Raw genomic sequence first — 26,377 nt, forward strand, 5'->3', positions numbered from 1 at the left:
CAATTAAGTGAACAATCCCCACCAATAAAAAACCAGGTATCAATGAGCTGATTTTTTTATTAGTAGACAATAGGCAAATCAATTGTCTTTATGAGCCAGTCAGATAACTGGATTGATTGTCGGAATTTTTTGTTTTTCTTGGCCATTATCGGTAGCAGCATTTTCATTGACTAATTGAGGTTCAGTATCAATATTGGTGTTAGCAAACTTTGGGTTAAAGGTTTGCGTGTTTGGAGCAATCGGCAAACCAATTTCAGCTAGACTGTCAGTCTGCCCTGCTTGAATATTATTGCCTTCGAATAACCGTTCATTACCATTAGCATCATCATCACGATTTAAACTTAACTTTTCAAAATCAAATAACTCACGATCGGCCAGTTGTGACGGTGCGACATTTTGCATGGCCTTGAAAATAGAGGCCAAACGTTGCGGATGGGCGTCATCCCAATCGCGCAGCATATCGTTAATAATGCCTCGTTGTAGATTGGTCTGACTGCCGCATAAGTTACACGGGATAATCGGGAATTCTTTTAAGCGCGCATACTCAATAATATTTTTTTCTTCGACGTAAGCCAACGGACGAATTAATATATTCTGTTGGTCATCGCTCAGCAGCTTCGGTGGCATGGCTTTGAGAGCGCCACCATGAAATAGATTGAGGAAAAATGTCGCTAAGATATCATCGCGATGATGGCCTAGGGCGATTTTGGTCGCGCCAATCTGTTGGGCAAAGCTATATAGCGAGCCACGACGCAAACGCGAACATACAGAGCAATAAGTCTTACCTTCTGGCACCACACTTTTGACAATGCTATAAGTGTCTTTTTCTAAAATATAATGCGCAATTCCTTGCTGATTTAAGTATTCAGGCAATACATCTTCCGGATAATCAGGCTGTTTTTGATCCAAATTAACCGCCACTATGTCGAAATGAATCGGAGCAATACGCTTTAGCAATAGCAAAATATCAAGCAAGGTATAACTGTCTTTACCACCTGAGACACAGACCATCACTACGTCACCCTCTTCGATCATGTTAAAATCACGAATCGCCCATGATACTTGTTTGCGGAGCTTTTTTTGCAATTTGAGGAAGCAAGCTGACTTAGTAACTTTTTCCTTATTAGCAGACGGTTCGCCAGCGTTCTGCTCAGTGCTGTCTTCATCACTACCCTCGTCACGATCCTCTTCAATACTGTATTTTTCAGTCTCTAAAGAAACGTTATTAAAAAAATTAGCTTCCAAAGAGTTAGCCTCTAAAGATTGGATATGCAGGTCACATTCAGCAGACGGTATATCAGGCCGTGGCGCAATTTTTGGCGTAAACAAGGTGGCTGCGGTCATAAATTACTCATCTTTTTTACAATAATGGTTTTGCTATAAGGCGGTCAGTGCTGTGCAGTTAGGCGTACAACAGCGCCAAAGATAAGACTACAAGCCGCGGCATTATAACAAAACTTGCTAACATATTGAAAAATGGCAGCAAATTATCAAATTAAATGCCGTAGTGTGCAAATACCCTACTTAGATATGACTGAAATGCTGACGACCTAGTCTGTATCGTATTTTTTGATAGCGTTAATAGCTTTGATGGTTTTGTAATAGCGGTAATTTTGCTAAAATAGACCTTTTAAGCCAATTGATAACAGACCCCACTATGACCCCCATGATCGAAGATACGCTGCAATCTACCTCGTCTAACCAAGTAACTAACTCTACCTCTACTGGTTTTGAGAAAAACCAAAACGCTGTCGTGCTGCTATCGGGTGGGCTCGACTCTGTTACTTGTCTGTATTGGGCAAAGGCGCGTTATGCTGCTGTGACTGCGGTTAGCTTTGACTACGGTCAGCGTCATAATAGCGAGCTTGTTGCGGCAAAAACCATTGCTGAGACCGCAGGCGTTAAGCACCGTATCATTGACATTGATATCGCTCAACTTGGCGGCTCCTCATTGACAGACCATAGCATGATCGTACCTGACGGTGATGCCGATAAGTTCCCTAATAAGAAACGCGACGAGATCGACAATGAGGCCATTCCGAATACTTATGTGCCAGCGCGTAATACCATATTTTTATCTTATGCCCTTGCCGTTGCTGAAGTTGCAGATGCCAATCATATCGTCATTGGGGTTAGCTCAGTCGATTATTCCGGCTACCCCGACTGCCGTCCTGAGTATATCGCAGCCTTTGAACACATGGCCAATCTAGCCACCAAAGCTGGCGTCACTGGTCATCACTTAAGTATTCAAACCCCATTACAGCAGTTATCAAAAGCGCAAACCATTGAGCTTGGTTTAACACTTGGGATTGATTATGGACAAACCATCTCTTGTTATCAAGCTGACAGTCAAGGTCGTGCGTGCGGTATGTGTGACAGCTGTGCGCTACGTCGTCAAGGCTTTACGCAAGTAGGTATCGCTGATCCGACTCATTATCAGCCTCAATATTGATTTGATAGAGCTTATTGTTAACTTTCTAAAACTTAGCACTAACTTTGTAAGAATATGACACGTTGCATCTATTAATAATCGCTGGAAGAAATTTATGCTGCCGCTGAAGAGAGGCTACAATAAGTAAATAAAATTTTCCAGCTACGATATATCTTGGTATATATAGTCACATATTATTTAGAGTTTACGATATTAAATGCTGCCTAACGCCTGATTAGCATGAAGTAAATAAATATAAGCGTAACATTTACTTGCATCATCACAGCACGCGTGTGGTTTTCTTTAACAGGTATACTTGTTATGGTAGGTGCGGTTATTTTGGTCTTACTGGACTGATACTATTTAACATCAATCGAAAAATACATATCATCGTACAAAAAATGCTTAATGATATGACCCTTTATTTATCAGTTTTATCATTGTTTTAATTTTTTATTTTATTGAAGCCGCCTGTAAGAGGATATTTATGAAGTTATTACAAATACTACCCTTAGCGCTGCTTGGTTTTGTCGCCATGCCGCAAGCAAACGCTATCGACATTAAGCAAAATAACATTAACACTTGTGTCAATGGTGCCGTAAAATATAAAGTCGCGGACCAAAACACAGCCACCAAGCTATGTAGCTGTACCATTGGTGTCCGCAGCAAAATGACCATCGGTCAAATGTGGGAAATCGAAAGCTACGCGCAAGACAAAAAAGATCCTTCTTCGCTACCATACGTGAAGAAGATGCAGAAAGACTTACAGCAATGTACTGTAGGGTTGGATCTCAAACAGCCACAAAAACCTGCTTAAATCGATCAATAAAGCAGTCCAATAAACAAGATACAATAAGAAAGACTGGCAATCGTCAGTCTTTTTTTGTTGCCGGTAGTTGCCAATACTGGGGCAAAGTGTAAGACTTAGAATCTACTGATTCAGTAACAGCCACGACTAACGAATAAAAGAAACATAAATATAAACACAACAAGGAATTTATCATGGCCAAACCCACCACTGAAATGCTTGCATTACCCGATTTTCCAGTAACGATGGTACGTGAGTTAGACGGCAATTTCATTCATGATGACATTAGCCTAAAAGAGCTGGTTCAAAATACGAATAAAGGATTGATTCTATATTTTTATCCAAAAGACAATACTCCCGGCTGCACCACCCAAGCTACCGACTTTACCGCCAATATTAATGCCTTTGACGACTTAGGTTACGATATTATTGGGGTATCACGTGACAGCGTTGAATTGCATGAAAAGTTCATTGCTAAACACGATTTACAAATTCCACTTATCAGTGATGGCGATAAAAAACTATGCCAGTATTTTGAGGTGATTAAAGAAAAAAATATGTACGGCAAGACGACTATTGGACTGGTACGCTCAGCATTTATCTTTGATAAAGACGGTACGCTTACCCATGCGCAGCGTAATTTGCGCGCCAAAGATTATGCTGAACGCCTGCTGGCTATTCTAGCGCCTTAGTAATTCTTAATAACCCTTAATAATAACAGCCCACCCCACTCTCAACTATCATAATTTTTGGCGTAGATACCATCTTGCCAAATCATAATCAAGCAGCAGTTTTGGCTATTTGAGGCTGATAAGGCATCTGGTGTTTTAACACACCAAAGCAGATATGGACAAGTTTTCGCATGGCAGCACAAATGGCTTGCATCTTACACTTACCATTAGCTAAGAGGCGCTCATATTGAGCTTTTATATCAGGATTCCATCTGGTTGAGACTACTGCTGCCATGTACAACTTAGCTCTAATAGCACTAGAACCATTTTTAGCCAAGCGGGTTTTACCTCTAAACTGACCGGACTGCACTTGCTTGGGTATCAGTCCTAAGAATGCTGCCGCTTGCGAGGCTTTAGTAAAGCTTTTATTGTGCATTAAGGACAGCATCTGTCTTGAGGTGGCAGGACCAACGCCTTTAATTGTCTGAAGCAGTACTTGGTCTTGTTTAAGGTTAGGATGATCCTCTATATGAGTATCAATGTCATCGTTGAGATTAGCTATAGCCTCTTTTAGGGCACTAATCATCTGTTCAATAGAGGTTTTAACGATAACAGCAGTATCCGTGGCATCCGCTTTCTCTTGACGGTTCTGCTCACGCATTAGGTCTTGTTGCAAAGCATCTAGGCGAGATAGCAGGGACTTTAAATGACGGGCTTCAGCCGGCGGCGGTGTCCATAGATTAGGTTTGGCACTATGGGCGTAACGCGCTAGTAGAATACTGTCTTGTTTGTCTGTTTTATGACGAGAGCCTAAGCTATCCGCATAGCTTCTGACAAAGGCAGGATTAACGATACTAACGGATAGCCCTTGGTCATACAGGTAGTAGGCGATGTTCTCATGATAGACGCCAGTGGCCTCTAAGATGATATGAATGTCGCTCAAATCTTCAGTCACGTTGGATTTGAGCCAGTCAATCAACTTTAAGAAGTCGGTACTGTCGTTCTTAAAGACTTTGGTTTTAACTTTAGGTTTTTCGATATCTTTAAGCCAAGCAAGATCAAGTTTGGCTTTGCTGATGTCTATTCCAATATACTGTGTCATCTTATTATCTTCCCTTGTTCATTCAGTGTCACTTATACTAAGGCACTTGGATACCATTCAGATTGTGAAGATGAAAGGATGAGCATTGGGCGTAATCTACGTTACAGTGTCTAAGCACTAAGGCTGTGGTCACGCTCACAATGCTCGTGAGTAGATGATAAAGTATATCAAGATTTGATTAAATTTAGCATCTAGTCAAGATACAAGGCTGTGGCTTTAGCCCAGCGTTTTTGGCAAATGGTTACGATTGACTGGGCTAAAAGCGCCAGCCTACGATAGCCCCTATTAAGTTGAGAGTCGCGTAACAGCCCCATAATAATCAGCCGTAGCATTGTTCTGATACAGCATTGTTTTAATATCAATTATCGATTTTCGGCAAAGTTACGGTTACACATTTTTGCAACAGCTTGCTACGCTTATCCTGCTGCGCACTTTGCAGAGATACTTTACTATCAGAGCCTATTACTAAAGTTACTGTCTATTAGGACATAAAATATCAATAACTCAATAATTGGGGATAATATGACTGAACAATCTGATAGCACGTCTAACAAGGTCACCCGTACAATAGATGTAGCAGTGATCGGTGCCGGCACGGCCGGACAAAACGCCTTTGGTCAAGCCAGTAAAACCACTAAAAATATCGTTATAATTAATGATGGTTTTTGGACGACTGTTTGTGCCACTGTTGGCTGTATGCCCAGTAAACTACTGATTGCTGCTGCGGGTCGTGCTCATGAAGCCAAGTACTCTGATCAGTTTGGTATCCATGCTGATGTAAAAATAGACGGCAAGCAAGTCATGGCACGGGTACAAGCTGAGCGCAACCATTTTGCCAATAGCGTCAAAAAGCAAGTCGAAGGCTGGCCTGCGGATAAAAGAATATCGGGTCGCGCCCATATCAATAAAGACGGTCTGATTGAAATTAATGATGAGCTCATTAAAGCTGATAAAATTATCGTTGCCACTGGTAGCTCGCCGTTTATTCCGGATGGCTGGACTGATAAATTAGGCGATAAGCTGCTAACGTCGGATATCGTTTTTGAATTATCGGACTTACCCGTATCAATGGCAGTTATTGGCGCAGGCTCTGTAGGCTTGGAATTGGCACAGGCATTCACCCGTTTAGGCGTGTCAGTAACTTTATTTAACCGTGCTAATCGTGTTGCTGGCTTACAAGATGAAGATATCAATAAAAAAGCGATTGAGTGTTTAGGCAGTGACCTGACCATGCACTTAAATAGTGAAGTCGAGGATGTTGGCACTCAAGCTGATGAGGACAAAAATCTAGCAGCCTTTGTTAAGTATAAAGACAAAAATGGTAAAGAAGGCCAGTGGCAAGGCGAGTATGTCTTGGTAGCTACTGGACGCCGAAACAATATTGAACAGCTAGGAATTGAAAATCTAGGCGTTGAGCTGGATGATAAAAATCGTCCGAAGCACTTAGACAAAAATACCGGTCAGATTGGCGATCTTAAGGTTTATATTGTCGGTGATGCCAATGCTAATATTCCGTTATTACACGTTGCCAGTGATGAAGGCTTTAGCGCCGGCAGCTCAGTCTGCAAAGACAACAGGGACGCTTACGTGCATGCCCCTGCTATTCCTTTATCTATCGTGTTCTGTGAGCCGCAAATTGCGAATGTTGGTATGTCGCTATCCGAAGTTAAAGAGTCAGGGCTGGAGTATGTGATCGGTTCCGTCAGCTTTGATAACCAAGGGCGCAGCCGTGTTATGGGTGTCAATTGTGGCCTGCTGCATATCTATGGCTGTAAAAAAACGGATAAAATATTAGGGGCTAGCATGGTAGGACCTGATGCAGAATATATTGCCCATATTTTAGCAGTCGCCATTACCAATGATATATGCATTAAAGCCCTGCTCGATACGCCGTTTTATCATCCGACTATATTAGAAGGTCTACGTACCGCGCTGCGCGATGTGCAAGATAAAATGGCCATTCCTTACCAATCTTATGACACCCAGCAAGATGGCTTTTAGTCTCGCACTCAGCTACACTTTTAAAGCACTACAAATACTAAAACTCCCCTGGATGAGATAATGGCAATTGCTGGTATTACTGATTTTTTTCAAGAGATTATTCGTGATTTACATACCAGTCTTTATCTTGCGATTGGGGGTTCATTAGAAGAAGACTCGCGTGATTGGACATCTCGAGCAGTAGAATGGGTCAGCACGAGTATTAAAATCCTTATACTGCTTGCGGTGTTAGGGTTTTTTTATTGGCTGGCAACTTATATTATCAACCATAATAAAGCGCGTTTTCGCCTGAATGAGCGACGGGCGAAAATTGTACGTTCAATCCTGCGTTATATGTGGATTGTCGCCAGCTTAATTGCAATAATGAGCCAGTTTAATTTTGAGCCCAGTACCGTTAAAGCTACGGCTAAAGCCAGTATTTGGGCAGGCATTTATTATGTACTGTGGGCGTCATCGGGACATATCATCCATAAGGTCCTCCAGCATTACGGTCTTAACGCCTCTATTGAGCAGCTACTCAAAAATATCTTCTCGGTACTGGTTTTGGTGTTTGGACTTGCCAGCGTCATGGCGCAGTTTGGCTTTGATATTGTCTCCTTAGTGGCAGGTTTGGGTATTGCCGGCTTGGCAGTAGGTTTCGCGGCTCAATCAACACTGGCTAACTTTATCGCTGGTATTACTATTCTAATTGAGCAGTCCTTTGAGGTTGGTGACTGGATTAACATTAACGATAAAGAAGGCCGCGTGGTGCTCATCTCACTGCGTACTACCCATATCTTGACTCGTGACAATATTACAGTAATTTTTCCTAACTCTAATGTTGCTTCCACCGAGGTAACTAACCTGACTTCCAAAAACTTTATCCGCTTTGATATACGCATGCGCATCGCCTTTGAAGATGATATTGCTAACGCACGAGAGGTGATATTACAGGTACTCACTGATAGTGAAACCGTATTGAGACGCCCTGAATCCTCAGCGACAGTAGCGGAAATTGGTGAATATGGTATTTTCTTTATCGTACGCTTTTGGGTAAAGCCAGCTTCCGTTGCTCGGATGCCCAAGATAAAAGAAGGCTTACAGGAGGATATTAAACGCGCCTTTGATGCCGCTAATATATCTACCCCCTACCCACATATGCGCTTGCTGATGCCGAAAGACGTCGATTATCCTATTGCCACTAAGCCATTTGCGACCACTACTCAGTTGGTAAAAGCAGATAATCCATCAAATATCTCGTTGACTAAAGACCCAAAGTCACGGTTATAGTGTGACTTTGAATCTTTAGCCTTTTATAAATCGATTATTAGCTCATTAATTCGCCAATGCTTATCACCTTTTTCCTAGGGTTGTTTTGCTATTATTTTTAAAAACCTATCTGAGTACACTCCAATTATCTCTCACACTCTAAGCGCAAGTGCGCTCAACAATAGGCTCTTAAATTATGGTAAAATTACCGGTTGAACACCTTGTTTCATTATTCGCGCAATCCATTTAGCACACTTAGTTTACATACATTTAGTTTACACAATAGCCCATAGGTATCCGTATGACCGAACAAACCTCACCTGCATCTTCATTAGCATTGTCGCTCGACCTTATTATCACCTGCGCCGATGGGCTTGAGGCACCGCTACAGACTGAGCTGACCAGCTTCGGTATTGCCAGCGAGATTAAAAGCACGGGGCGCCTTACCGTCACCGGAACGCTGCGGGACTTATACACGATTTGTCTTTGGTCGCGGGTGGCCTCGCGGGTACTAATGCTAATTAAACGTAAAAACATCAATGCCGAGTATGATGTGGCAGAGCAGCTGTATGGCTTGGCAAAATCGGTCAATTGGACTGAGCAATTCAGCTTAGAGCAGACCTTTGCTATTCGTCTGTCTGTTGATAAGCGCGTTGCCGTCAGTCAGCAATTTGCCATGCTACGTATCAAAGATGCCATTGCCGATACCTTTAATGAAGTTCATGACAGTCGTCCTAATGTAGACAGTAAAAATCCAGATTTCGCTATTTTTGCAACCGTGAATGACAAGCAAGCTGAGCTGTATTTGGATTTATCCGGTACCAGTTTGCATCGCCGTGGGTATCGCGTAGCAATGACCGATGCGCCGCTCAAAGAAAACTTAGCGGCAGCCCTGCTCTATAGCGCCGGTTGGCACCAGAAAAATGAAGCAGGCAATACCCCTTTCTACAATGCTCTAGTCGATCCAATGTGCGGCTCAGGGACCTTCATTATCGAAGCGTTACTAATGCATTGTGATTATGCGGTGGGCATTGATAAAGCGGCCAATCAATTTGGCTTCTATCAATGGCAACATCATGATGTCGAACTGTGGCTGGCGATGGTTGATGAGGCACAGACACGTTTTCGAGAGAGCTTAGCGATTGCCTGTGAGCAACCGGACACGCTACCGCTTATCTTAGGTTTTGATGCCGATAGTGGTGCGATTGTCGCAACGGAAAAGAACTTGATTGCCGCCGGTCTGCACGACTTGCTACCACTTATAGATCTGGAAACCCGAGCACTCGACCAACTCAGTAACACGCTACGTCCGATGGTCAATGACGGTAGATTGAGTAACCCACTAATCATCACCAATCCACCTTATGGTGAGCGTTTGGGTGATGAAGAGATGATTAAACCGCTTTATCAAGCGATAGGTCTTATTCTACAAGACAGCTTTGCCGGTAGCGGTATTGACCCTATGCTGGGCATCCTTGCCGCCAATGTTGAGCAAGTCGATATCTTGCCGATCAAAGACCCAAAAACCTTGCGTTGTCATAATGGTGCGATTACTGTTTATTTCCGCCACGGTCATTTGATTGCTGGGCAAGTAGGACATTTAATGAGTCGCTTTGAAAAGCGTGAGATTGAGTCTGAAGAAGGTCAGGACTTTATCAATCGCTTGCAAAAGAATCTGGCTCGCCTCAAAAAACAAGCCACTAAAGAAAATGTCAGTAATCTACGGGTTTATAACGCCGATTTGCCCGATTTTAAAGTCGCTATCGACTTATATGGCGACTATGTGCATGTGCAAGAATATGCGCCGCCCAAAACTATTCCACCTGAGACCGCTAGAAAACGCTTTAATTTAGCCTTGATGGGTATCCGCGAAGTCTTCGGTATTAACCGTGAACAAATCTTTATCAAAACTCGAGCACGCCAGTCTGGCAACGATCAATATAGCAAGCAAGGTCAAACAGAAAAACGGGGTAAATTTTATGTCGCCCGTGAAGATGGCGCTTACTTTTACGTCAACTTTACCGATTATCTCGATACCGGTTTATTCATTGATCATCGTAATATGCGCACACGTATTAAAGCGAATAGCCGCGGTAAAGCGGTACTGAATTTATTTGCTTATACTTGTACCGCTAGTGTACATGCAGCTTTAGCAGGCGCAAAAAATGTGACCAGTGTTGATTTATCGCAGAATTATCTAGACTGGGGCAAACAGAACTTTGTGCTCAATGGTCTGGATGTCAGCCGCCGTAAGTATGAATTTGTGGCCGCTGATATCTTTGAATGGATTAAAGACAATACTGAGCAATACGATATTATCTTTATTGATCCACCGACCTTTTCGAACTCGAAAAAATTTCAAGGTACCTTTGATGTTCAGCGTGACCATGCGGCGTTAATCAATCGCGCTATGAACCGCTTGACGGCTGGCGGGGTACTGTATTTTTCGAATAACTTTACTCGTTTTGAGCTTGATGAGCAGCTGGCCGAACGTTATGACATTATTGACATTACTCCACAAACCATTGGCTTTGATTTTAATGTCAAAAAACCCATTCATCAAAGTTTTGAGATTCGTCACAGTCAGGGTGCTCTATACTAGAAGTAATAATAACCGTGATTCCGTTCCTCACAATTGAACGGAATCATTATTAACGCTCCGTAACAGCCGAGCAAACAGTTTAGATTTGTATCAAAAAGCATAATGACCTCATCAGCTTTGATTGGGTCATTTTTTGTTGTTATGATAGGGTGTTACTAAGCAATCGTTTTTAATATTACGGTTTATTTTATTCTAATAACTTTACCTCACTCTAATAACAAGGACTACCCCATGGCTTTATCTCTTAATAAAGGCGGTAATTTATCGCTAACCAAAACGGATCCTAACCTAACCAAGCTAGTCATCGGTCTGGGCTGGGATGAGCGCGCGACTTCAGGTGCCGAATTTGATCTTGATGCCAGTATTTTCCTACTAAGCACGGCCGGTAAAGTACGCGGCGACCACGATTTTATTTTTTATAATCAGCTTAAATCCGATAACGGTGCCGTTGAGCATACTGGTGACAATCGTACTGGCGAAGGCGATGGTGACGATGAAGCGGTTAAAGTAAACCTCACTCAAGTCCCTGCTGATGTCGATAAAATCGTCGTAACCGTTACTATCCATGATGCCACTGCCCGTAGCCAAAACTTCGGTCAAGTTGACAACGCCTTTATCCGTGTTGTAAATGAAGAAACCGGCGCTGAAGTGGTACGTTTTGATTTGGCAGAAGACTATTCTGTTGAGACCGCAATGGTATTTGGTGAAGTTTATCGCCATAACGCTGAGTGGAAATTCCGTGCAGTGGGCCAAGGCTACTCGGGCGGTCTGCAAGCTATGTGTCAGCAATATGGCATTGATATATAAGTTGCTCCTTATATTTATATCGCGTCTAAAAAGTAAAGCGTATATAGTTGCAAAATAGTCACAATTTGCTATAGCCAAACGACCAATAATGCTTTATGTTTCATTTAAATTTATGCCTAAAAAGTGGTTAGCAATAGCCGCTTTTTTATGGTCTATTGTATAGTAGGTCGACCTTAGCTTTACGCAACCAGACAGGATATGTCATGAGACATTTTTATTTAGACTTTATCTTCACGGCTATTGCCTTAATGGTGGCAGCGTGGTGGGGATATTCACACGGTGGTATGGGCGGGATGATATCCACGCTGTCGATTACCGCTATTTTGGCCGTCATGGAAATCTCGTTATCGTTCGATAACGCAGTGGTCAACGCCTCAGTACTTAAAGGCTGGGACGAATTTTGGAAAATGATTTTCTTAACCGTCGGTATTTTGATTGCGGTGTTTGGTATGCGCTTGGTCTTCCCTATCGTTATCGTCGCGGTTACCGCTGACCTTGGTATGATGGAAGTTATCAACTTGGCGTTAAACGATCCAAAAGAATATTCAGCAAGATTAATGGCCCATCATGCTGAGATTTCTGCCTTTGGTGGCATGTTCTTATTATTAGTATTCTTAAACTTCGTGTTCGATGACAAAGACGTCCATTGGTTTGACTGGCTGGAGAGCCGCCTAGCCAAGCTTGGAAAAGTCAATGCCATGAGCGTGTTTGTGGCGTTGGCTGTTTTGATGGTTTCCCTAACATGGGTTCGCGCGGATCAGTCTGCTGCGGTGTTAGTAGCAGGTGTCTGGGGTATCTTAATCTACTTAGGCGTACAAGTAGTCTCAGGTATGCTAGAAGGTGACCTTGAAGAAGAGCTAGAAAGCGAAGGCAGCAACTCTGGAGCGGCAGGTAGTGCCATCATGAAAGGTGGTATTATTGGCTTCTTATATCTTGAAGTGCTTGATGCCTCATTCAGCTTTGACGGTGTGATTGGTGCATTCGCGATTACTAATGATGTCATCGTCATTATGCTAGGCCTCGCCATTGGTGCAATGTTTGTGCGTTCTATGACTATCTTTTTGGTGGATAAAGGCACGCTTGATGAGTTTATTTACCTTGAACATGGCGCGCATTATGCGATTGGCGCGCTTGCCGTTATCATGCTATTGTCCATGAAGTTCCATGTGCCAGAGCTGATTACGGGTCTTATCGGTATTGCCTTCATTGGTTGGGCATTGCTTGCCTCACTTAAGCATCGTAAACAAGAAGCCAAAAAAGTCAGTTAATGACGGGATGACCATCTCGGCTCTATACAATTGGCTTTAACGTAGCATTTTACTGTTCGCAGGTTATATCAAACATCTTGGTATAACCTGTTTTTTATTTGACAGGTGGCTTTTTAGTATTTTTTGCTCTTATACCATTATCTAACCATCCAATAGTTCATCACGCTTTCTCACCTACTATTTATACACACGACTCAACTTATTTTTTAATAACAATATCTTATCTACTGTTGTCAGACGTGTAAAAGAAGTATCAGACAGACAGGGTTACTATGTCCCTTCGTAAGCATGTAAAGTAAGCTCACAAAATACGCCTTGCTTAGTGACGATGTGCTTAGTATAGTAAAACGTAACGATATGCAGGACGCAGCGTGCCAGTAGCAACATCGATATGTTGTGCTAGCGAGCTTAATATGACACAGTGCTGTGTTATTTTTAGTTCATATTTTATGGACGAGTCAATCAATTCATCTCTCAATTACTAATAAAAAGGACAATTACATGGCTATTAGCTTAACGAAAGGCGGCAACGTAAACTTATCAAAAGAAGCACCAGGCTTAACCAATATTACGGTAGGTCTTGGCTGGGATCCACGCGCGACTGATGGTCAAGATTTTGACTTAGATGCCATTGGTTTTTTGGTTGATGAATCAGGCAAAGTCCGTAACGATCAAGACTTTATCTTCTTTAATAACCTAAAATCAGATAACGGCGCGGTCGAGCACACCGGTGATAACCGTACCGGCGAAGGCGACGGCGATGATGAAGCGATTAAAGTGAATCTAGCTAACATTCCAGCTGACGTTAGTAAAATAGCGCTCTGTGCTATTATCTATGAAGGCCAAGGCCGCAACCAAAACTTCGGTCAAGTTGGCGACGCTTATATCCGTGTCGTTAACGACACTGGCGCTGCTGAAATTGCTCGTTATGACCTATCAGAAGATGGTAGCACTGAAATCGCTATGATTTTTGGTGAGTTATATCGTCATAACAGTGACTGGAAATTCCGTGCCGTTGGCCAAGGCTTCAGTGGTGGTCTAGGTCCATTAGCAGGTTCTTATGGTGTTAATGTTTAAGTTAAAACTTAACCCAAGTATCTAACACATAAAGGTGTCAATCAGACAACTGGTTGTACCTTATAAGCTATCAAGTGTGACTTTTTAATCACATTTGATGGCTTTAAAATTAATAAACTACCGAAAAATTATATTTCAGACACAGACATCGCGAAAAATAGATATTAAAGAATAAAAATAAGGACTTATACTCATGGCCGCCACCTTTAGCTTGATAGGCACGATTGAACCTTTTTTGCATTGCAACCTTAAAAAGGGCGATTCAATATATTGCGAAGCCAATGCGATGGTAATGCTAGAGTCTAACCTTGAGCTCAAAGGTAAGCTACAAGGTGGGTTGGTACAATCATTGATGCGGCGTTTTGCCAATGATGAATCCCTGTTTCAGCAACAGATCGAAGCGGTCAATGGCGAAGGCGATTGTCTACTTGCGCCAACACTCGATGGCGATATGCAAATCATCGATGTCGGCACGCGGCAATATACCTTAAGTGATGGTGCATTTGTCGCGGCGCAAACTGGGGTCGATATCAAAGCCAGTATTCAGCGTAATTTAGGCGGTGCCGTATTTGGTGATACTGGAGGCTTTATGGTGATGCAAACCCAAGGTAATGGCCAAGTGGTGGTATCAGGCTTTGGCTCACTGTTCGAGATTGAGGTGACTCCCGGTAAAGACGTTATCATTGATAATGGTCATGTGGTTTGCTGGGACTCGCGTCTCGAATATAACCTATCGGTCGCAACCAGTAAGAAAAAAGGCTTCATGGGTAATATTATCAATTCCGTTACTAGTGGCGAAGGCATGGTCTTAAACTTCTCTGGCACTGGTAAAGTTATTATCTGTTCGCGCAATCGTGAAAGCTATCAAGGCTGGCTACAAAGTATCCTAGGCTCAAACTCAGGGGGCCGCGGCGGTAGCAATGGCTTTTTAGGAAATATTTTATAGACCATATTTTTAGATGGTAACAATAGTCAATTCTATAAACATCAATTTTTATTCATCGCTTTATTAATAAATAATAAAAGGATTATCGTATGGCAATCAGTCTACAAAAGGGACAAAAAATATCCTTAAGTAAAGAAGCGGGTGGTACGCTCACTCAAGTTAAGTTAGGTTTAGGTTGGGATGTTGCACAAGCACCACAAGATAAAAAAGGCGGCTTCTTAGGTAAGTTATTCGGTGGCGGTAGTGGCGGCGATTCTATTGACTTGGATGCATCATGCATTATGTTCGATAGCAATAAACAGCCAGTCGATGCCATTTGGTTCAGTCAGCTGAAGTCAAAAGATGGCAGTATTGTCCATACTGGTGATAACCGTACCGGTGACGGTGAAGGCGACGATGAAGTGATTAATGTTGATCTCTCGAAAGTACCTGCTAGTGTAGTATCACTGGTATTTACGGTCAATAGCTTCACTGGTCAGACCTTTGAAACCGTAGAAAATGCGTTTTGCCGCATCGTGAATGCCGATAATAACACTGAAGTGGCACGTTATAACTTATCATCACAAGGCACTCATACGGCAATGATTATGGCAAAAGTTTATCGCCATAATGATGAGTGGAAAATGCACGCTATCGGCGAAACAGCTTCTGGTCGCACCTTTCATGATTTGATGCCTGCTATCACACCGCATGCTTAGTTAGTTAAGATTTTGGGTAATTTAGAATTACTCAGTTAAAAACCAATCAGCCCCTCTATTATTTTATAATGGAGGGGCTGATTTTTTTAATTTTATGGTTAACCTTAAGATTTTTATTTACGGCCACGTTTCCAGCTAAAGCCCCAATCAAAGGCTTTATCCATTTCTTGATGACCTTTAAAGTACTGATTGATACGCTCAACGTTAATACTGCCTTGTTGATTGACCAAACGCGCAATCGCGCACATTGGCAGATTGCCCGCGCCTTCTGTCAATCGAGTCTCAATCGGTGGCTGGTCAGGCGCATGAATAGTTACTACCCCGTCCGTTTGCCCCCAATTGGGTGCGCCCTCATAGATGAAAGCAAAAATAAACACTTCCTCAATCTGTGACCACTGCTGACCATTGATATCAAGCCACTCACCGCCAGTGGTTTGTCCGGTTCTATCGTCAGCACGTAAGCAAACGTAAGGCTCAGACTGCAGACTACCGAAGCGATTGCCTAATGCTTGAATAAGGGTTTTTTCACCGTTTTTGAGATGAATCATCGCCCCAACATCGAGGTCAATTCCGCCAGCCTTATGTTGCTTAAACAAATCCCCTAATAGACCTTTTTTGGGTGCTTGCTTGTCAGTATTTGGACGCTGGTTCCAGTTAAGATTAATAGATATTTTACCGAAATCATCACGCTTGCTTAGGTTGATGCTGGATTGGTTCTTGGTTAAAGTGATTTTACTCAGATTGATAGACGGTTTTGCAGGCGCATTATTGGCAGGAATCGGTGGTGGAGTGCTGGTTTGATTCGATTGACCTGAACTCCCTGCTCTTTGAGTATTGATCGGCTTCTGCGTATTGATAGAAGATGACGGGTTGTTGGTTGAAGCATTGTTGGTTGAGGAAGGGTTAGCTGGTGACTGGGCTTGAGCCGGAACCTCATCGGCAATCTCAACGCCGAAGTGCTCGGATAAAGGCTTCAACCCGCCGTTAAAGCCTTGGGCAATGAAACGGAACTTCCAACTGCCCTGCCGACGATAACATTCTGCTAGGATAATCGCTTTTTCAGAACGACCAGTCGCGTTCAGCTGACAAGTGAGCAACACTTGGCTTCCTTGTAATACTTGGATATCGACATCACCAATTTGTGCTAGCGTCTGTCCACTAGAAAAGGCTAAGGCAATCTTATCAATATTTGCCGGCTGCGTAGGCAAATTGATATCAAAAAATCCATCGCTATCATGACCGCGAAAGCTGACGCTACCATCATCACTACGTGTCTGACCATAAAAAATCATATCGCCATCACCACGTACTTTGCCCGCCGTGGTTACCTGATAAGCAGCGCAGTCAATAGAATTTTGACTCAAAATACGAATGCTAATATTATCATTGGGTAGCGGCGCATTGGCACCGGCAATCAAAGTTTGACTCATAATATGTCCTTAAGATTAATTATAATTTGTTGTGTAAACTACCGTGTAAAAAGGCCGCGTAAAACAGTATCAAGCTGGCATACGTTTAAGTGCACAGTTTAAGTGACTTCTGACAGATTATCACTATTTTAGCTATCGCTATATAGTAGCATAAATGGGGCTGGGCGCTTAATTAGCACCCCTCTTTGAAAACAGTCATAAATAGCAGCAAGACCTTACAATCGATAGAACAAGACGACATAAATAATACGACAGATCACCAGTCACAAATATCACTAAGCGTTGTTTTGTCACGAGTATTGATAACGCAGGCATTTATATATAGTGACATTTGTATATAATGGCTGTGGCGTAAATCAGATGGTATAAAATAAATAGTATTGCGGCGTGGTCGCAACTTACCAATACTGCTTTATCAAAATGTCTCTTATCAGAAATGTGGCTTGCCAATAGCGTATATTGCCAACAATGTTAATGATTCTACAATTACTACAACAGCATAATCACAATCTTGAATTACTCAACTCTGAATAAAGCCAACGATAGCGCTGAGAATATTATGGACAACCGTATTAACAATAACAGTAGTAATACTATAGTTAATAGTAGCAATCATACCGCGCCGCCAGCTGCTTGGTTGGCTGAGGGTCAGTCAAGCCAGCGCGATATGCTAGCAAGCTTACAAACATTAAAAACCAAAACTGCCACTCCGCTGTCCGTCATTGCCTCGCATCGGCAGAACCGCCCAGAAATTTTTGAATTTGCTGATGAAGTCTACTGTGAGCCGACTGATAATATAAATTCTAGCGACACAGACCCTGATAGCATAGATCTTGACAATGCAGATTCTGAAAATATAGACTCTAACGACGATCAAACAGCAACTGAAATAACGGTACCACGTTGGCAGTTTGTGTTAGACCATGCCAAGCAGAATAACGTCAAAGTATTACTTACGGGACGTAATGGTGCTGACTATGAAGCGCAACGCGAGGCGTTTAGCGCCGCTGGTATACGCTTATTAACAGGTGCTACCAGCGTATCAGCACTGGCAACGATTGATGATAAATTTGCCTTTATGCAACAATGTTACGCGTACGATATTCCGGTAGCAGAAAGCTGGCGCTTTGATAATACCGCGGAGCTTGAGGCTTTACTTACCGAACACGGTCATCAGCCGCTATGTGTAAAACCAGTCACTGGTATTTTTGCGCAAGGGTTTTGGCGACTTGATTCAGGTAAAGCAGCAGGTGAGCAGTACGATAGCTTTGAGCATCTATATTTCACCGAGGATAAAAAGATAAATATCGAGCAATTTATCAATGCCTATGCCAATAGCAATATGATACAAGCGCGTCCGATTCCAATGCTGCTGATGCCTTTCCTATCAGGCCAAGAATACTCCATCGATGTGGTCTGTGAATACGGCGAAGTGTTGGCGGCTATCACTCGCTACAAAACTGGCAAGGTTCAACATATCGGCTACGATGAGTTAGTTATGGACGTGGTTATCCCTTTGATTAAGACGTTTGGTTGTGATGGCATCGTTAGCGTGCAAACCAAGGCGGATGACGACGGTCAGCATCGCGTCCTTGAGATTAACAGTCGCCCCTCAGGTGGCATCGGCTACACCGCTCACAGCGGCGTGGACTTAACCCAAATAGGATTTGCCTACTGGCTTGGCCTGACAGACAAACCAAACTTAGCAGACATCACTCAGCAGATTATCCCGTGTCAGGTGCGCTCTATTATGATGAGTGTAAAAATTGAGGAAGAATTTGTTGAGTAAAATACCGACCCAAACTCTTTATAAAACCTTTAGAATAAGTAAAAATAATCTTATATCAGCGATGATGCTAAATATAATAGGTATTTAAGAACTTCTATCACCATACGGTATGAGATTGATGAAAGGGCGGACGGGATGATGACAGCAGAGACTACGTTAGTTTTGGGAGCCAACACCGTTATCGCTCAAGCGCAGTGCACGGTTGCGTTTTCTGCTGCAGATCAGCTCAAATTTGGCCAACACCTTGGGCTCATCTGGTTGCCTTTAGATGACAATCGCAAAGTCGCGTGTAGTCCCGCCTATCTCCACGAACCAAAGACTGGGCGCGTCTCGATAATACCAACACGCCGAGCGCATGGCAGCTGGATTTAAAGACGCTATTCGCTATATGCAGTTCACTGCACCCATTCAACCCGGCTCTAGCGGCAGTCCCCTACTACCACCAACTGGCGAAGTCATCGGCATGGTAACCTCCAGCCTCAATCATGAGCATGCACAAAACATGAACTATGCAGTGAAATCTCAGCTATTATCTGCCCTACTAACCAGCGCCGGAATCAGTCTTGCTGAATTAAGCAACTCAACCGCTGCTCAACATAACCAAAGTACTCTGCCGTCGATTTCGTCCAAGCCCTTATCTACCCCGCAATTAAGTAAGCAAAGCCGCGGGGCACTATGGCTGGTGGGCTGTCAAGGTTAGCAATAATAAAATTTAAAATCGTATAAAAATAATTACTCCAATAAAACAGTTACTTTAATAGAAATACGTTAAGGAATATGAATGCTTGATAAGCAACACAACACAACCATCACCTTACCCCGTGGCACACTTGAGCTGACCTACCAAACCAATAATGCCGCAGGTAATAATCATGGCACTTACCAACTCGATGACTTACTGGGTTTTGCTCAGCGCATCAATCCGAAACGGGCTTTTTTGTTTGTCTCAAAGGTTTTGGGTCGTCATATTCCGATTGCACCCCGTATTATGCGTCGTAGCTTTACCGATCTAGCCACTCTAGTACCTGACAGTTTACCTGAGCCTATTTTGGTCATCGGTATGGCAGAGACGGCGGTTGGGCTATCGGCAGGTGTGCATCAGGCGCTACAAACGCGCTATCCCAAGGCGTTACTGCTTAACTCTACTCGTCACGCGCAGCACGATGACAGTAGCATGGACACCTTGCTGACGACCTTTAGCGAAGACCACAGTCACGCCAGCCAGCATTTGATCTATCAGAGTAGCGATCACGTTACCCAAGCACAGTTGCGTGCGAGTAAAACCTTGATCATGGTCGATGATGAAGCTTCAACAGGCAATACGTGCATGAATGTGGTCAGTGCCTTACGTAATGCAGGACTCACACAATTAGAACAGGTCCATTTGACGACATTAGTAGATTGGTCATTGGGTCAAGCTGGTATGGACGACACCCTGGCTGAACGCCTGCCAGATATCGACTTTTCTCGTCATCATTTGTTAGCTGGTGCATGGCAATGGACGGATGCGCCCAACCCTGAACCCATTACCATGCCATCGGTCGACAGTACCGCTGCGGGCAGCCAGCCACTAGGTCATACTGGCAATTGGGGACGCTTCCCAACCCTCGATAGCACAGATGGCTTTGCTGATTATTTGGCGCAGTTCCAACAGAGATTTACACGTTTTCAAGAGCAAGCGGCATTCGCTAGTACCAATTTGCCAAAAAGAATCTTAGTGTTAGGCAGTAATGAGTTTGTTTGGTTGCCGTTCTTATTGGCTGAATGGTTAGAAAGGCAAGCGCAAGGCCAGAATGCTGAAGGGACATCTATCGTCAAATTTAGCGCATTAACGCGTTCACCAATAGCCACAGGTGCTGCGATTACTACGATGCTGAGCTTTACCGATAATTACGGGCTTGGTATGACTAACTTTGTTTATAACGTCAATCCTGATGACTGGGATTTGATTGTACTGTGCGTGGAAACATCCGCTGATAGTGTTGATGAGATTTGGAGAGGTTTAGATAATGTATTGATCGTGAGTCCTACGCTTTAAATTGCTTTATACCATTAAAATACATCGCCTACGGATTGCTCTATGACCACCCCATTCTTCCAGCCCAGCCCTGATATCATCAAACCCTATACCCTAATGGATTTAGACGACACTTTATTCCAGACCCAACGCAAGATTGAGGCATGGGACTTGCCTACGACTGAACAAGATAAACTGGTTTGTGCTACGGTGAACAAGAATAACGAGCCATTGAGCATGATGAGTAAGCGTCAATCGGCATTCTTTAATTGGTTACTGGCCAGCACCGAGCTGATTGCAGTAACAGCACGTGATCGTAGCGAAATTAAGCGCGTAAAATTGTCCTTTAGCAGCTGGCAGGTTCTAACCCATGGTGCGATAATCTTAATGCCCGATGGTCAACTGCTTAGTGTTTGGCAGCAAAACATGTATGATAAGCTGGTTCCGCTACAAGACCCGCTTACCCAGCTCGTCGCGCACATTAATAACTATAGTGCACAAAGCGACCGTTGTCACAATGATTTGGTATTCACACCGCATACTGATAGCTTTAACGATACTGAATTAACCATTTATCTTGCCATCAAACATGCACAAAAAGACCATCAAGTCTTGGCAGATTTAGCCCAGCAGTTACCAACGTTAATGCCAGATTTTAATCAGCACTTTTATGTGCACGTGAATGCTAATAATCTAGCGATACTGCCACATGTTATTCATAAACAGCACGCGGTACAGTTTTTATTAGAAAACTATTTAGATAACCAGCGTCCTAGTTTTGGCTTTGGCGATAGTATGGCAGATTTACCATTTCTACAATTGCTAGATTGGTATGGCATGCCCAATCACGGTCAATTGCACTCAGAGCTACAAGCGCAACTTCACTCTCAACTATAGACATGGCAATCATAATGAGCGCGAATAATTCTAATATGACAACAAATAAATCTAATGCAAAAGCAGAAAAATTGCGTAACGATAATTTAGAAAGCACTAAGTTAAAAGACCGCCATTTAGCAAGCTATGGCTCGGGCAGTTATCTTGCCAGCGATGTCACGGTACTATTAGACATCGTCGATAAAGAGGCGGTCGCTGATGTGCCCGTCACGCAAAAGGAAGCGCTAATTCAGAGCGGCCAGCGCCATTATTCAGATATGCTGACCTTAGAGCACGCACCAAGTGCGATGCACGAGCAGCTATACATTCAAGCGTTAGCACAAGGCACCCAACGAACTGCCACTGATATCGCTAACCTTGCGTATGCGTTACATCAGAGTTTTCATAATACTGTTAACAGTGAAGGCCCGCTAGTGTTGATTAGCTTAGTGCGGGCAGGATTGCCCGTTGGCGTATTATTACAGCGTGCGTTAGCAGATACTAATAGCCTATATTCATTACCCAGCGTTCATTATGGTATCAGTATCATTCGTGACCGTGGTTTAGATCCACTGGCATTAGAAATTTTACTAGAGGCTTATCCCAATAGTCCAATCGTATTTGTCGATGGTTGGACAGGTAAAGGGGCGATTTATCAAGAGTTAGCGCACAGCCTTGAAACATTTAGTAAACCTACTCATCCAAATTTTACTAATATTTTTCATCAAGGAGCCGATACGATTCCGTTGCTCACACTCGCTGATCCTGCTGGGGTTGCTTGGCTTGCCGCTAGTAGCGATGATTGGCTCATTCCGTCAGGCTTATTAAACAGTACGGTATCAGGGTTGATTTCGCGCAGTTTATATACCGCACCGCAAGAGGGTCTACATCGCAGTGTGTTTTATGATAACTTAATAGAGGTTGATCATAGCCTTGCGTTTATCGATCATATCGATACAGCTAGGCAGCAACTGACCACGCCGCCGTCGCAGTTACCGACCTTTACTCAGCCGCGTTATGATACTAAGAACATCATTGATACGCTGGCCGCGCGCTATCAAATTACCAATCGCAACCGTATCAAGCCGACCATCGCCGAGGCAACACGAGCGATATTACGACGAGAACCTGAGCGCGTCTTGCTAGCATCTTCTGATCATCCCGATACTGCATTGTTACGCCATTTATGTACTGAGTATCATATCAATATCACAATATTAGGTGCTAAAATATTACCTTATCAAGCCGTTACGCTTATTAAGCAGCGGACTGCCAATACGTAGCCTCAACAATACGAAAAAGTCTTTGATCCTGTATATAGGGTTTAACGTATATACGGTCTAATAAAAATAAACAAGCGCCTATGAACGCTTGCGAATAATAGAGCCAAGAATTTTTTGAACAAAACAGCGCCTTTGTTACACTGTTATTCCTATTTTTATTCCTCTGTATTCTCATTCACCACTATTTATGACGTCGACTATGCCAGATAAATCGTCCAGCCTTTACAATCATACCCAGTCTTACGCACATCTCATCACTGAGCGCCACGCGATGATCAAGCCATGCACCCATCATCCTTATCAGCTGGGGGCAAGCCTATATATGCCAGCGACACGGCAAGATATTTGGCAGGTCATTAAGCGAGACAAGTTACCGACTATTGATAGTATTATTATTTGTTTAGAAGATGCCGTTAGTCATAGTGATGTGGATTTAGCGCTGACACGATTGCAGGCACTGCTCAATATGTGGGCGTCACATGTCAATAGCATCAATGAGCCCTCAAACCAAGCAGACATTCAGACCCAGCAACCGACGCGCCCCTTAGTATTTGTGCGTCCGCGCAATCCGATGATGCTGCAAGAATTGGCAGACTTTGAACATATTGATTTGCTTGATGGCTTCGTGATGCCCAAGGTCGATATGTATAGTTTATCTAACTGGCGCATGGCCTGTCAGAACTTAAGTACCGATCAGCTGTTGATGCCAACGTTAGAGACTGCTGCCCTATTTAATCCGCATCACAATCAAGAGCTGGCAATCGCTTTTAAAGAAGCCTTTAGCCAGCCTATATTTGCGCTACGTATCGGTGGCAATGACTTATTTGCCGCATTGCGTCTACGTCGTCCAAAAGACAGTATTATTTATGATACACCGATTGGCACGCTCGTTTATCAGCTGCTGGGCTGCTTTGTGCCGCATGGGTTTTATTTGACCGCGCCCGTATTTGAGTATTTAGATCAGCCGATGCTATTTATGAAAGAGCTGACCCGTGATGTGAGCTTAGGATTGGTAGGCAAAACGGTCATTCACCCCAGTCAAATTGCTTTGGTGCAACAGGCTTACTGCGTGCCATTGAGCATGCTTGATGAAGCACAAGCCATATTACATAGCGAGGCCAAAGCGGTATTTAAGTATAATAATACCATGCTAGAACCAGCCACTCATCGCGCTTGGGCACATGAAGTGGTCAATCGATCAGAAGTATTTGGCACTATCAATGATGGCAATAGCGACTATAAGCCGCTGCTTTAAAGTATAAACAGTGTCACAATCAATATTCGAAATAAAAAAGCTGCTATCATTAACCCGATAACGGCTTTTTTCAGTTAAACATGAGCGCTAAACACAGCACTCTAGAAACTTACTAATGGCTGTATTAACTTGCTCAGGTTCCTCTACAGTCGAAGTATGACCGGCACCTTTAATCACTACAAGCTTAGAGCCTTTAATGGCAAAGTGCATTCGCTCAGATTTTGGATAAGGCGTGGCTGCATCTTGATCACCCACTATAATCAGCGTCGGTGTGCTGATATCACCAAGCTGCTCATAAGTCCCTTTACGCTCAATCACACCCATTGTCGCTTTAGTCACACCGCCTTTACGATTGCCTTGTAGCATCAGTAGCCATTCTTTATTTTCGGCTTTACGCGATTTATCCCCTAAGAAAGTACTGCCAAACATAATGGGCATCACCTTGTTACTGACTCGCTTCATTCCTAACCAGCGAATGGCCGTCATCAGTTTACGATATTGTGGAGCAAGTTTTGGATCTTCAGGGTCAGATGATGTCTCTAACAGTGTCAGTGACAGCAGTAACTCAGGATGTTTAATTGCTATACGCTGCGCTACAAAGCCCCCCATTGATAGCCCTACAAAGTGACACTTCTTTATATCAAGTGTCGATAGTAGTTCGAGAGTATCCTCAGTTAAAGTTTCCATATCGTAGCCAGACTTGGTAATCTGCGACTGCCCTTGCCCGCGAAAATCAAACGCGATACAGCGATAATCCTCTTGAAAATGGGCTATCTGCTTATCATACATCCGCGTGCTCCACAGCAAACCATGCGCGAACACCATCACTGGCTTTTGCTGATCATCAGGTGCGCTATCTTGATAGTAGATATCGGCGTTATTAATCTTTATATTTGGCATAACCACTTCCTTGTCTGACAGATTTATTTGATATAAATGGACATATACTCATCAACGAGCATATCCCTGACACTCGTCAGGGCCTTTTAGCATAATGTACAAGTCATTTGTTTAATAGTATTATTTTTGAATGGGAAGTTTTATTGTGGACGGGTTGATAGAGACAAAGCAATGAGACCTTGTTTGGTTGTGATCTGGCCGTGTCATAATCGCGCACAAAATCAACTTTTATAACAATCTCAAACTGCTATAGTAATGGGCGTTGAACAACTCATTGCATAGAAACTATAGATAAAGGAAATACCATGTCGCAACCTTTAGTCGAGTACCAAACCGAGCAGCATATCGCCACCATCACTATGAATGACCCCAAGACCCTCAATGCTTTTAGCACTTCTCTCAAAGATGCGATGATGGATGCCCTGAACAAGGCGGATAATGATGAGCAAGTGCGTGTGATTGTTTTACAAGGCGCAGGCAATAACTTCTCAAGTGGTGGTCATATTGGTGAAATGCTTGAGAATGGTATGGAAAAGGATGCTTTAGCCGATAAACTTAACTTTATGGTAGGCAAAGTTGCTGAGATTAGCCTAAAACTGCGTAATATCCATAAGCCTATTATAGCCAAACTAGAAGGTGCGGTCGCAGGCGCTGGTATGAACTTGGCGTTGACTTGTGACTTTCGAATCGCTGCTGATAACGCAAAATTTATACAAGCCTTTGTCAATATCGGTTTGATACCCGATGCTGGCGGTATTTATTTGCTCAATCAGTTAATTGGTTCAGCGAAGACTACAGAGTTAGTCATGCTCGGCGATAAAATCAAAGCGGAAGATATGGCACGCTTAAACTTAGTTAATGCAGTGGTTAGCGCGGATGAGCTGGATGCCAGCGTTAACGCCTTGGCGACTCGTCTAAGTAACCTACCCGGAAAAGCATTGGCGTCGATGAAGCATATGATTAACGTGCATGCGTATAGGGGTCTTAATGAAGCGCTAGATATGGAAGTCGAGCAGCAAACGATGCTGGCCAAAACCGATGACTTTAGAGAAGGTATTACCGCGTTTATGGAAAAGCGTAAGCCGGTTTATCAGGGTAGGTAGCAATAGAAAATTACCTTACTTTTTATTAAGCACTACGTATATTTTACTTCCAAGAAAATATACGT

The 26,377-nt window shown here is 43.2% G+C and carries 23 protein-coding genes; 19 read left to right on the plus strand and 4 right to left on the minus strand.

Features of this window, described 5'->3' with window-relative positions; genetic code table 11:
- Positions 1 to 99 precede the first annotated feature (99 nt).
- Positions 100 to 1,086, minus strand: a complete 987-nt coding sequence (gene ttcA, locus U1P77_RS06795) for a tRNA 2-thiocytidine(32) synthetase TtcA (RefSeq protein ID WP_414479073.1) — start codon at positions 1,084 to 1,086, stop codon at positions 100 to 102.
- Between the two features lie 571 nt (positions 1,087 to 1,657).
- On the opposite strand from ttcA, the gene queC reads away from it, so the two are divergent.
- From queC to U1P77_RS06810, 3 genes are all read left to right on the plus strand, one after another.
- Complete coding sequence (gene queC, locus U1P77_RS06800; RefSeq protein ID WP_414478994.1) at positions 1,658 to 2,452, plus strand: 7-cyano-7-deazaguanine synthase QueC; 795 nt, start codon at positions 1,658 to 1,660, stop codon at positions 2,450 to 2,452.
- Positions 2,453 to 2,918: 466 nt separating this feature from the next.
- The gene (locus tag U1P77_RS06805; RefSeq protein ID WP_321154298.1) at positions 2,919 to 3,248 is read left to right on the plus strand and encodes a hypothetical protein; all 330 of its coding nucleotides are present in this window, start codon (positions 2,919 to 2,921) and stop codon (positions 3,246 to 3,248) included.
- 185 nt (positions 3,249 to 3,433) lie between these two features.
- Entirely contained in the window at positions 3,434 to 3,931 is a 498-nt protein-coding gene (locus U1P77_RS06810; protein ID WP_321154299.1) for a peroxiredoxin, read from the plus strand.
- Positions 3,932 to 4,019: 88 nt separating this feature from the next.
- On the opposite strand, the gene U1P77_RS06815 is transcribed toward U1P77_RS06810, so the two are convergent.
- On the minus strand, positions 4,020 to 5,012 hold the full coding sequence (locus tag U1P77_RS06815; RefSeq protein ID WP_321154300.1) for an IS110 family RNA-guided transposase: 993 nt from the start codon (positions 5,010 to 5,012) through the stop codon (positions 4,020 to 4,022).
- Positions 5,013 to 5,534: 522 nt separating this feature from the next.
- Between U1P77_RS06815 and U1P77_RS06820 the strand changes: the two genes are divergently transcribed.
- From U1P77_RS06820 to U1P77_RS06855, 8 genes are all read left to right on the plus strand, one after another.
- Positions 5,535 to 7,013, plus strand: coding sequence for a dihydrolipoyl dehydrogenase (locus U1P77_RS06820; protein WP_321154301.1), 1,479 nt, complete (start codon positions 5,535 to 5,537; stop codon positions 7,011 to 7,013).
- Between the two features lie 60 nt (positions 7,014 to 7,073).
- On the plus strand, positions 7,074 to 8,282 hold the full coding sequence (locus tag U1P77_RS06825) for a mechanosensitive ion channel family protein (protein ID WP_321154302.1): 1,209 nt from the start codon (positions 7,074 to 7,076) through the stop codon (positions 8,280 to 8,282).
- 280 nt (positions 8,283 to 8,562) lie between these two features.
- Entirely contained in the window at positions 8,563 to 10,863 is a 2,301-nt protein-coding gene (rlmKL, locus tag U1P77_RS06830; RefSeq protein WP_321154303.1) for a bifunctional 23S rRNA (guanine(2069)-N(7))-methyltransferase RlmK/23S rRNA (guanine(2445)-N(2))-methyltransferase RlmL, read from the plus strand.
- 231 nt (positions 10,864 to 11,094) lie between these two features.
- Complete coding sequence (locus tag U1P77_RS06835) at positions 11,095 to 11,670, plus strand: TerD family protein (RefSeq protein WP_321154304.1); 576 nt, start codon at positions 11,095 to 11,097, stop codon at positions 11,668 to 11,670.
- A 203-nt stretch (positions 11,671 to 11,873) separates the two neighbouring features.
- Positions 11,874 to 12,938, plus strand: a complete 1,065-nt coding sequence (locus U1P77_RS06840) for a DUF475 domain-containing protein (protein WP_321154305.1) — start codon at positions 11,874 to 11,876, stop codon at positions 12,936 to 12,938.
- Positions 12,939 to 13,439: 501 nt separating this feature from the next.
- The gene (locus U1P77_RS06845; protein WP_321154306.1) at positions 13,440 to 14,015 is read left to right on the plus strand and encodes a TerD family protein; all 576 of its coding nucleotides are present in this window, start codon (positions 13,440 to 13,442) and stop codon (positions 14,013 to 14,015) included.
- Between the two features lie 193 nt (positions 14,016 to 14,208).
- The gene (locus U1P77_RS06850) at positions 14,209 to 14,961 is read left to right on the plus strand and encodes a TIGR00266 family protein (RefSeq protein ID WP_321154307.1); all 753 of its coding nucleotides are present in this window, start codon (positions 14,209 to 14,211) and stop codon (positions 14,959 to 14,961) included.
- An 89-nt stretch (positions 14,962 to 15,050) separates the two neighbouring features.
- The gene (locus U1P77_RS06855) at positions 15,051 to 15,659 is read left to right on the plus strand and encodes a TerD family protein (protein WP_321154308.1); all 609 of its coding nucleotides are present in this window, start codon (positions 15,051 to 15,053) and stop codon (positions 15,657 to 15,659) included.
- A 113-nt stretch (positions 15,660 to 15,772) separates the two neighbouring features.
- Here U1P77_RS06855 and U1P77_RS06860 read toward each other — a convergent pair whose 3' ends face one another.
- On the minus strand, positions 15,773 to 17,089 hold the full coding sequence (locus U1P77_RS06860) for a TerD family protein (protein ID WP_321154309.1): 1,317 nt from the start codon (positions 17,087 to 17,089) through the stop codon (positions 15,773 to 15,775).
- A gap of 559 nt (positions 17,090 to 17,648) precedes the next feature.
- Here U1P77_RS06860 and U1P77_RS06865 point away from each other — a divergent pair.
- The 7 genes from U1P77_RS06865 (at position 17,649) to U1P77_RS06895 (ending at position 24,309) form a co-directional block, all read left to right on the plus strand.
- Positions 17,649 to 18,878 (plus strand): ATP-grasp domain-containing protein, encoded by a 1,230-nt coding sequence (locus U1P77_RS06865; protein ID WP_414479074.1) that lies wholly within the window; start codon positions 17,649 to 17,651, stop codon positions 18,876 to 18,878.
- A gap of 135 nt (positions 18,879 to 19,013) precedes the next feature.
- On the plus strand, positions 19,014 to 19,250 hold the full coding sequence (locus U1P77_RS06870) for a hypothetical protein (RefSeq protein WP_321154310.1): 237 nt from the start codon (positions 19,014 to 19,016) through the stop codon (positions 19,248 to 19,250).
- Positions 19,234 to 19,578 carry a S1C family serine protease gene (locus U1P77_RS06875; RefSeq protein ID WP_321154311.1) on the plus strand — a complete coding sequence of 115 codons (345 nt, stop codon included), beginning with the start codon at positions 19,234 to 19,236 and terminating at the stop codon, positions 19,576 to 19,578. Before U1P77_RS06870 ends, U1P77_RS06875 begins: the two co-directional genes overlap by 17 nt.
- Positions 19,579 to 19,659: 81 nt before the next feature.
- Positions 19,660 to 20,916 (plus strand): phosphoribosyltransferase domain-containing protein, encoded by a 1,257-nt coding sequence (locus tag U1P77_RS06880; protein ID WP_321154312.1) that lies wholly within the window; start codon positions 19,660 to 19,662, stop codon positions 20,914 to 20,916.
- A 42-nt stretch (positions 20,917 to 20,958) separates the two neighbouring features.
- On the plus strand, positions 20,959 to 21,792 hold the full coding sequence (locus U1P77_RS06885; RefSeq protein WP_321154313.1) for an HAD hydrolase family protein: 834 nt from the start codon (positions 20,959 to 20,961) through the stop codon (positions 21,790 to 21,792).
- Between the two features lie 14 nt (positions 21,793 to 21,806).
- Positions 21,807 to 23,054 (plus strand): cysteine protease StiP domain-containing protein, encoded by a 1,248-nt coding sequence (locus U1P77_RS06890; protein WP_321154314.1) that lies wholly within the window; start codon positions 21,807 to 21,809, stop codon positions 23,052 to 23,054.
- Between the two features lie 199 nt (positions 23,055 to 23,253).
- The gene (locus U1P77_RS06895) at positions 23,254 to 24,309 is read left to right on the plus strand and encodes an HpcH/HpaI aldolase/citrate lyase family protein (RefSeq protein ID WP_321154315.1); all 1,056 of its coding nucleotides are present in this window, start codon (positions 23,254 to 23,256) and stop codon (positions 24,307 to 24,309) included.
- A gap of 87 nt (positions 24,310 to 24,396) precedes the next feature.
- Here the strand turns inward: U1P77_RS06895 and U1P77_RS06900 are convergent, their stop codons facing one another.
- Positions 24,397 to 25,209: an alpha/beta fold hydrolase gene (locus tag U1P77_RS06900; RefSeq protein WP_321154316.1), complete on the minus strand. Its 813-nt coding sequence runs from the start codon at positions 25,207 to 25,209 to the stop codon at positions 24,397 to 24,399.
- A 305-nt stretch (positions 25,210 to 25,514) separates the two neighbouring features.
- On the opposite strand from U1P77_RS06900, the gene U1P77_RS06905 reads away from it, so the two are divergent.
- On the plus strand, positions 25,515 to 26,312 hold the full coding sequence (locus U1P77_RS06905; RefSeq protein WP_321154317.1) for an enoyl-CoA hydratase/isomerase family protein: 798 nt from the start codon (positions 25,515 to 25,517) through the stop codon (positions 26,310 to 26,312).
- Positions 26,313 to 26,377: the final 65 nt, after the last annotated feature.

The sequence above is a fragment of the Psychrobacter sp. LV10R520-6 genome (genome assembly GCF_900182925.1).
GTDB lineage: Bacteria > Pseudomonadota > Gammaproteobacteria > Pseudomonadales > Moraxellaceae > Psychrobacter.

Coding starts and splice junctions, on each gene's coding strand:
- queC (WP_414478994.1), top strand. CDS start 1,658: ATGACCCCCATGATCGAAGATACGCTGCAATCTACCTCGTCTAACCAA.
- U1P77_RS06805 (WP_321154298.1), top strand. CDS start 2,919: ATGAAGTTATTACAAATACTACCCTTAGCGCTGCTTGGTTTTGTCGCC.
- U1P77_RS06810 (WP_321154299.1), top strand. CDS start 3,434: ATGGCCAAACCCACCACTGAAATGCTTGCATTACCCGATTTTCCAGTA.
- U1P77_RS06815 (WP_321154300.1), bottom strand. CDS start 5,012: ATGACACAGTATATTGGAATAGACATCAGCAAAGCCAAACTTGATCTT.
- U1P77_RS06820 (WP_321154301.1), top strand. CDS start 5,535: ATGACTGAACAATCTGATAGCACGTCTAACAAGGTCACCCGTACAATA.
- U1P77_RS06825 (WP_321154302.1), top strand. CDS start 7,074: ATGGCAATTGCTGGTATTACTGATTTTTTTCAAGAGATTATTCGTGAT.
- rlmKL (WP_321154303.1), top strand. CDS start 8,563: ATGACCGAACAAACCTCACCTGCATCTTCATTAGCATTGTCGCTCGAC.
- U1P77_RS06835 (WP_321154304.1), top strand. CDS start 11,095: ATGGCTTTATCTCTTAATAAAGGCGGTAATTTATCGCTAACCAAAACG.
- U1P77_RS06840 (WP_321154305.1), top strand. CDS start 11,874: ATGAGACATTTTTATTTAGACTTTATCTTCACGGCTATTGCCTTAATG.
- U1P77_RS06845 (WP_321154306.1), top strand. CDS start 13,440: ATGGCTATTAGCTTAACGAAAGGCGGCAACGTAAACTTATCAAAAGAA.
- U1P77_RS06850 (WP_321154307.1), top strand. CDS start 14,209: ATGGCCGCCACCTTTAGCTTGATAGGCACGATTGAACCTTTTTTGCAT.
- U1P77_RS06855 (WP_321154308.1), top strand. CDS start 15,051: ATGGCAATCAGTCTACAAAAGGGACAAAAAATATCCTTAAGTAAAGAA.
- U1P77_RS06860 (WP_321154309.1), bottom strand. CDS start 17,089: ATGAGTCAAACTTTGATTGCCGGTGCCAATGCGCCGCTACCCAATGAT.
- U1P77_RS06865 (WP_414479074.1), top strand. CDS start 17,649: ATGGACAACCGTATTAACAATAACAGTAGTAATACTATAGTTAATAGT.
- U1P77_RS06870 (WP_321154310.1), top strand. CDS start 19,014: ATGATGACAGCAGAGACTACGTTAGTTTTGGGAGCCAACACCGTTATC.
- U1P77_RS06875 (WP_321154311.1), top strand. CDS start 19,234: ATGGCAGCTGGATTTAAAGACGCTATTCGCTATATGCAGTTCACTGCA.
- U1P77_RS06880 (WP_321154312.1), top strand. CDS start 19,660: ATGCTTGATAAGCAACACAACACAACCATCACCTTACCCCGTGGCACA.
- U1P77_RS06885 (WP_321154313.1), top strand. CDS start 20,959: ATGACCACCCCATTCTTCCAGCCCAGCCCTGATATCATCAAACCCTAT.
- U1P77_RS06890 (WP_321154314.1), top strand. CDS start 21,807: ATGAGCGCGAATAATTCTAATATGACAACAAATAAATCTAATGCAAAA.
- U1P77_RS06895 (WP_321154315.1), top strand. CDS start 23,254: ATGCCAGATAAATCGTCCAGCCTTTACAATCATACCCAGTCTTACGCA.
- U1P77_RS06900 (WP_321154316.1), bottom strand. CDS start 25,209: ATGCCAAATATAAAGATTAATAACGCCGATATCTACTATCAAGATAGC.
- U1P77_RS06905 (WP_321154317.1), top strand. CDS start 25,515: ATGTCGCAACCTTTAGTCGAGTACCAAACCGAGCAGCATATCGCCACC.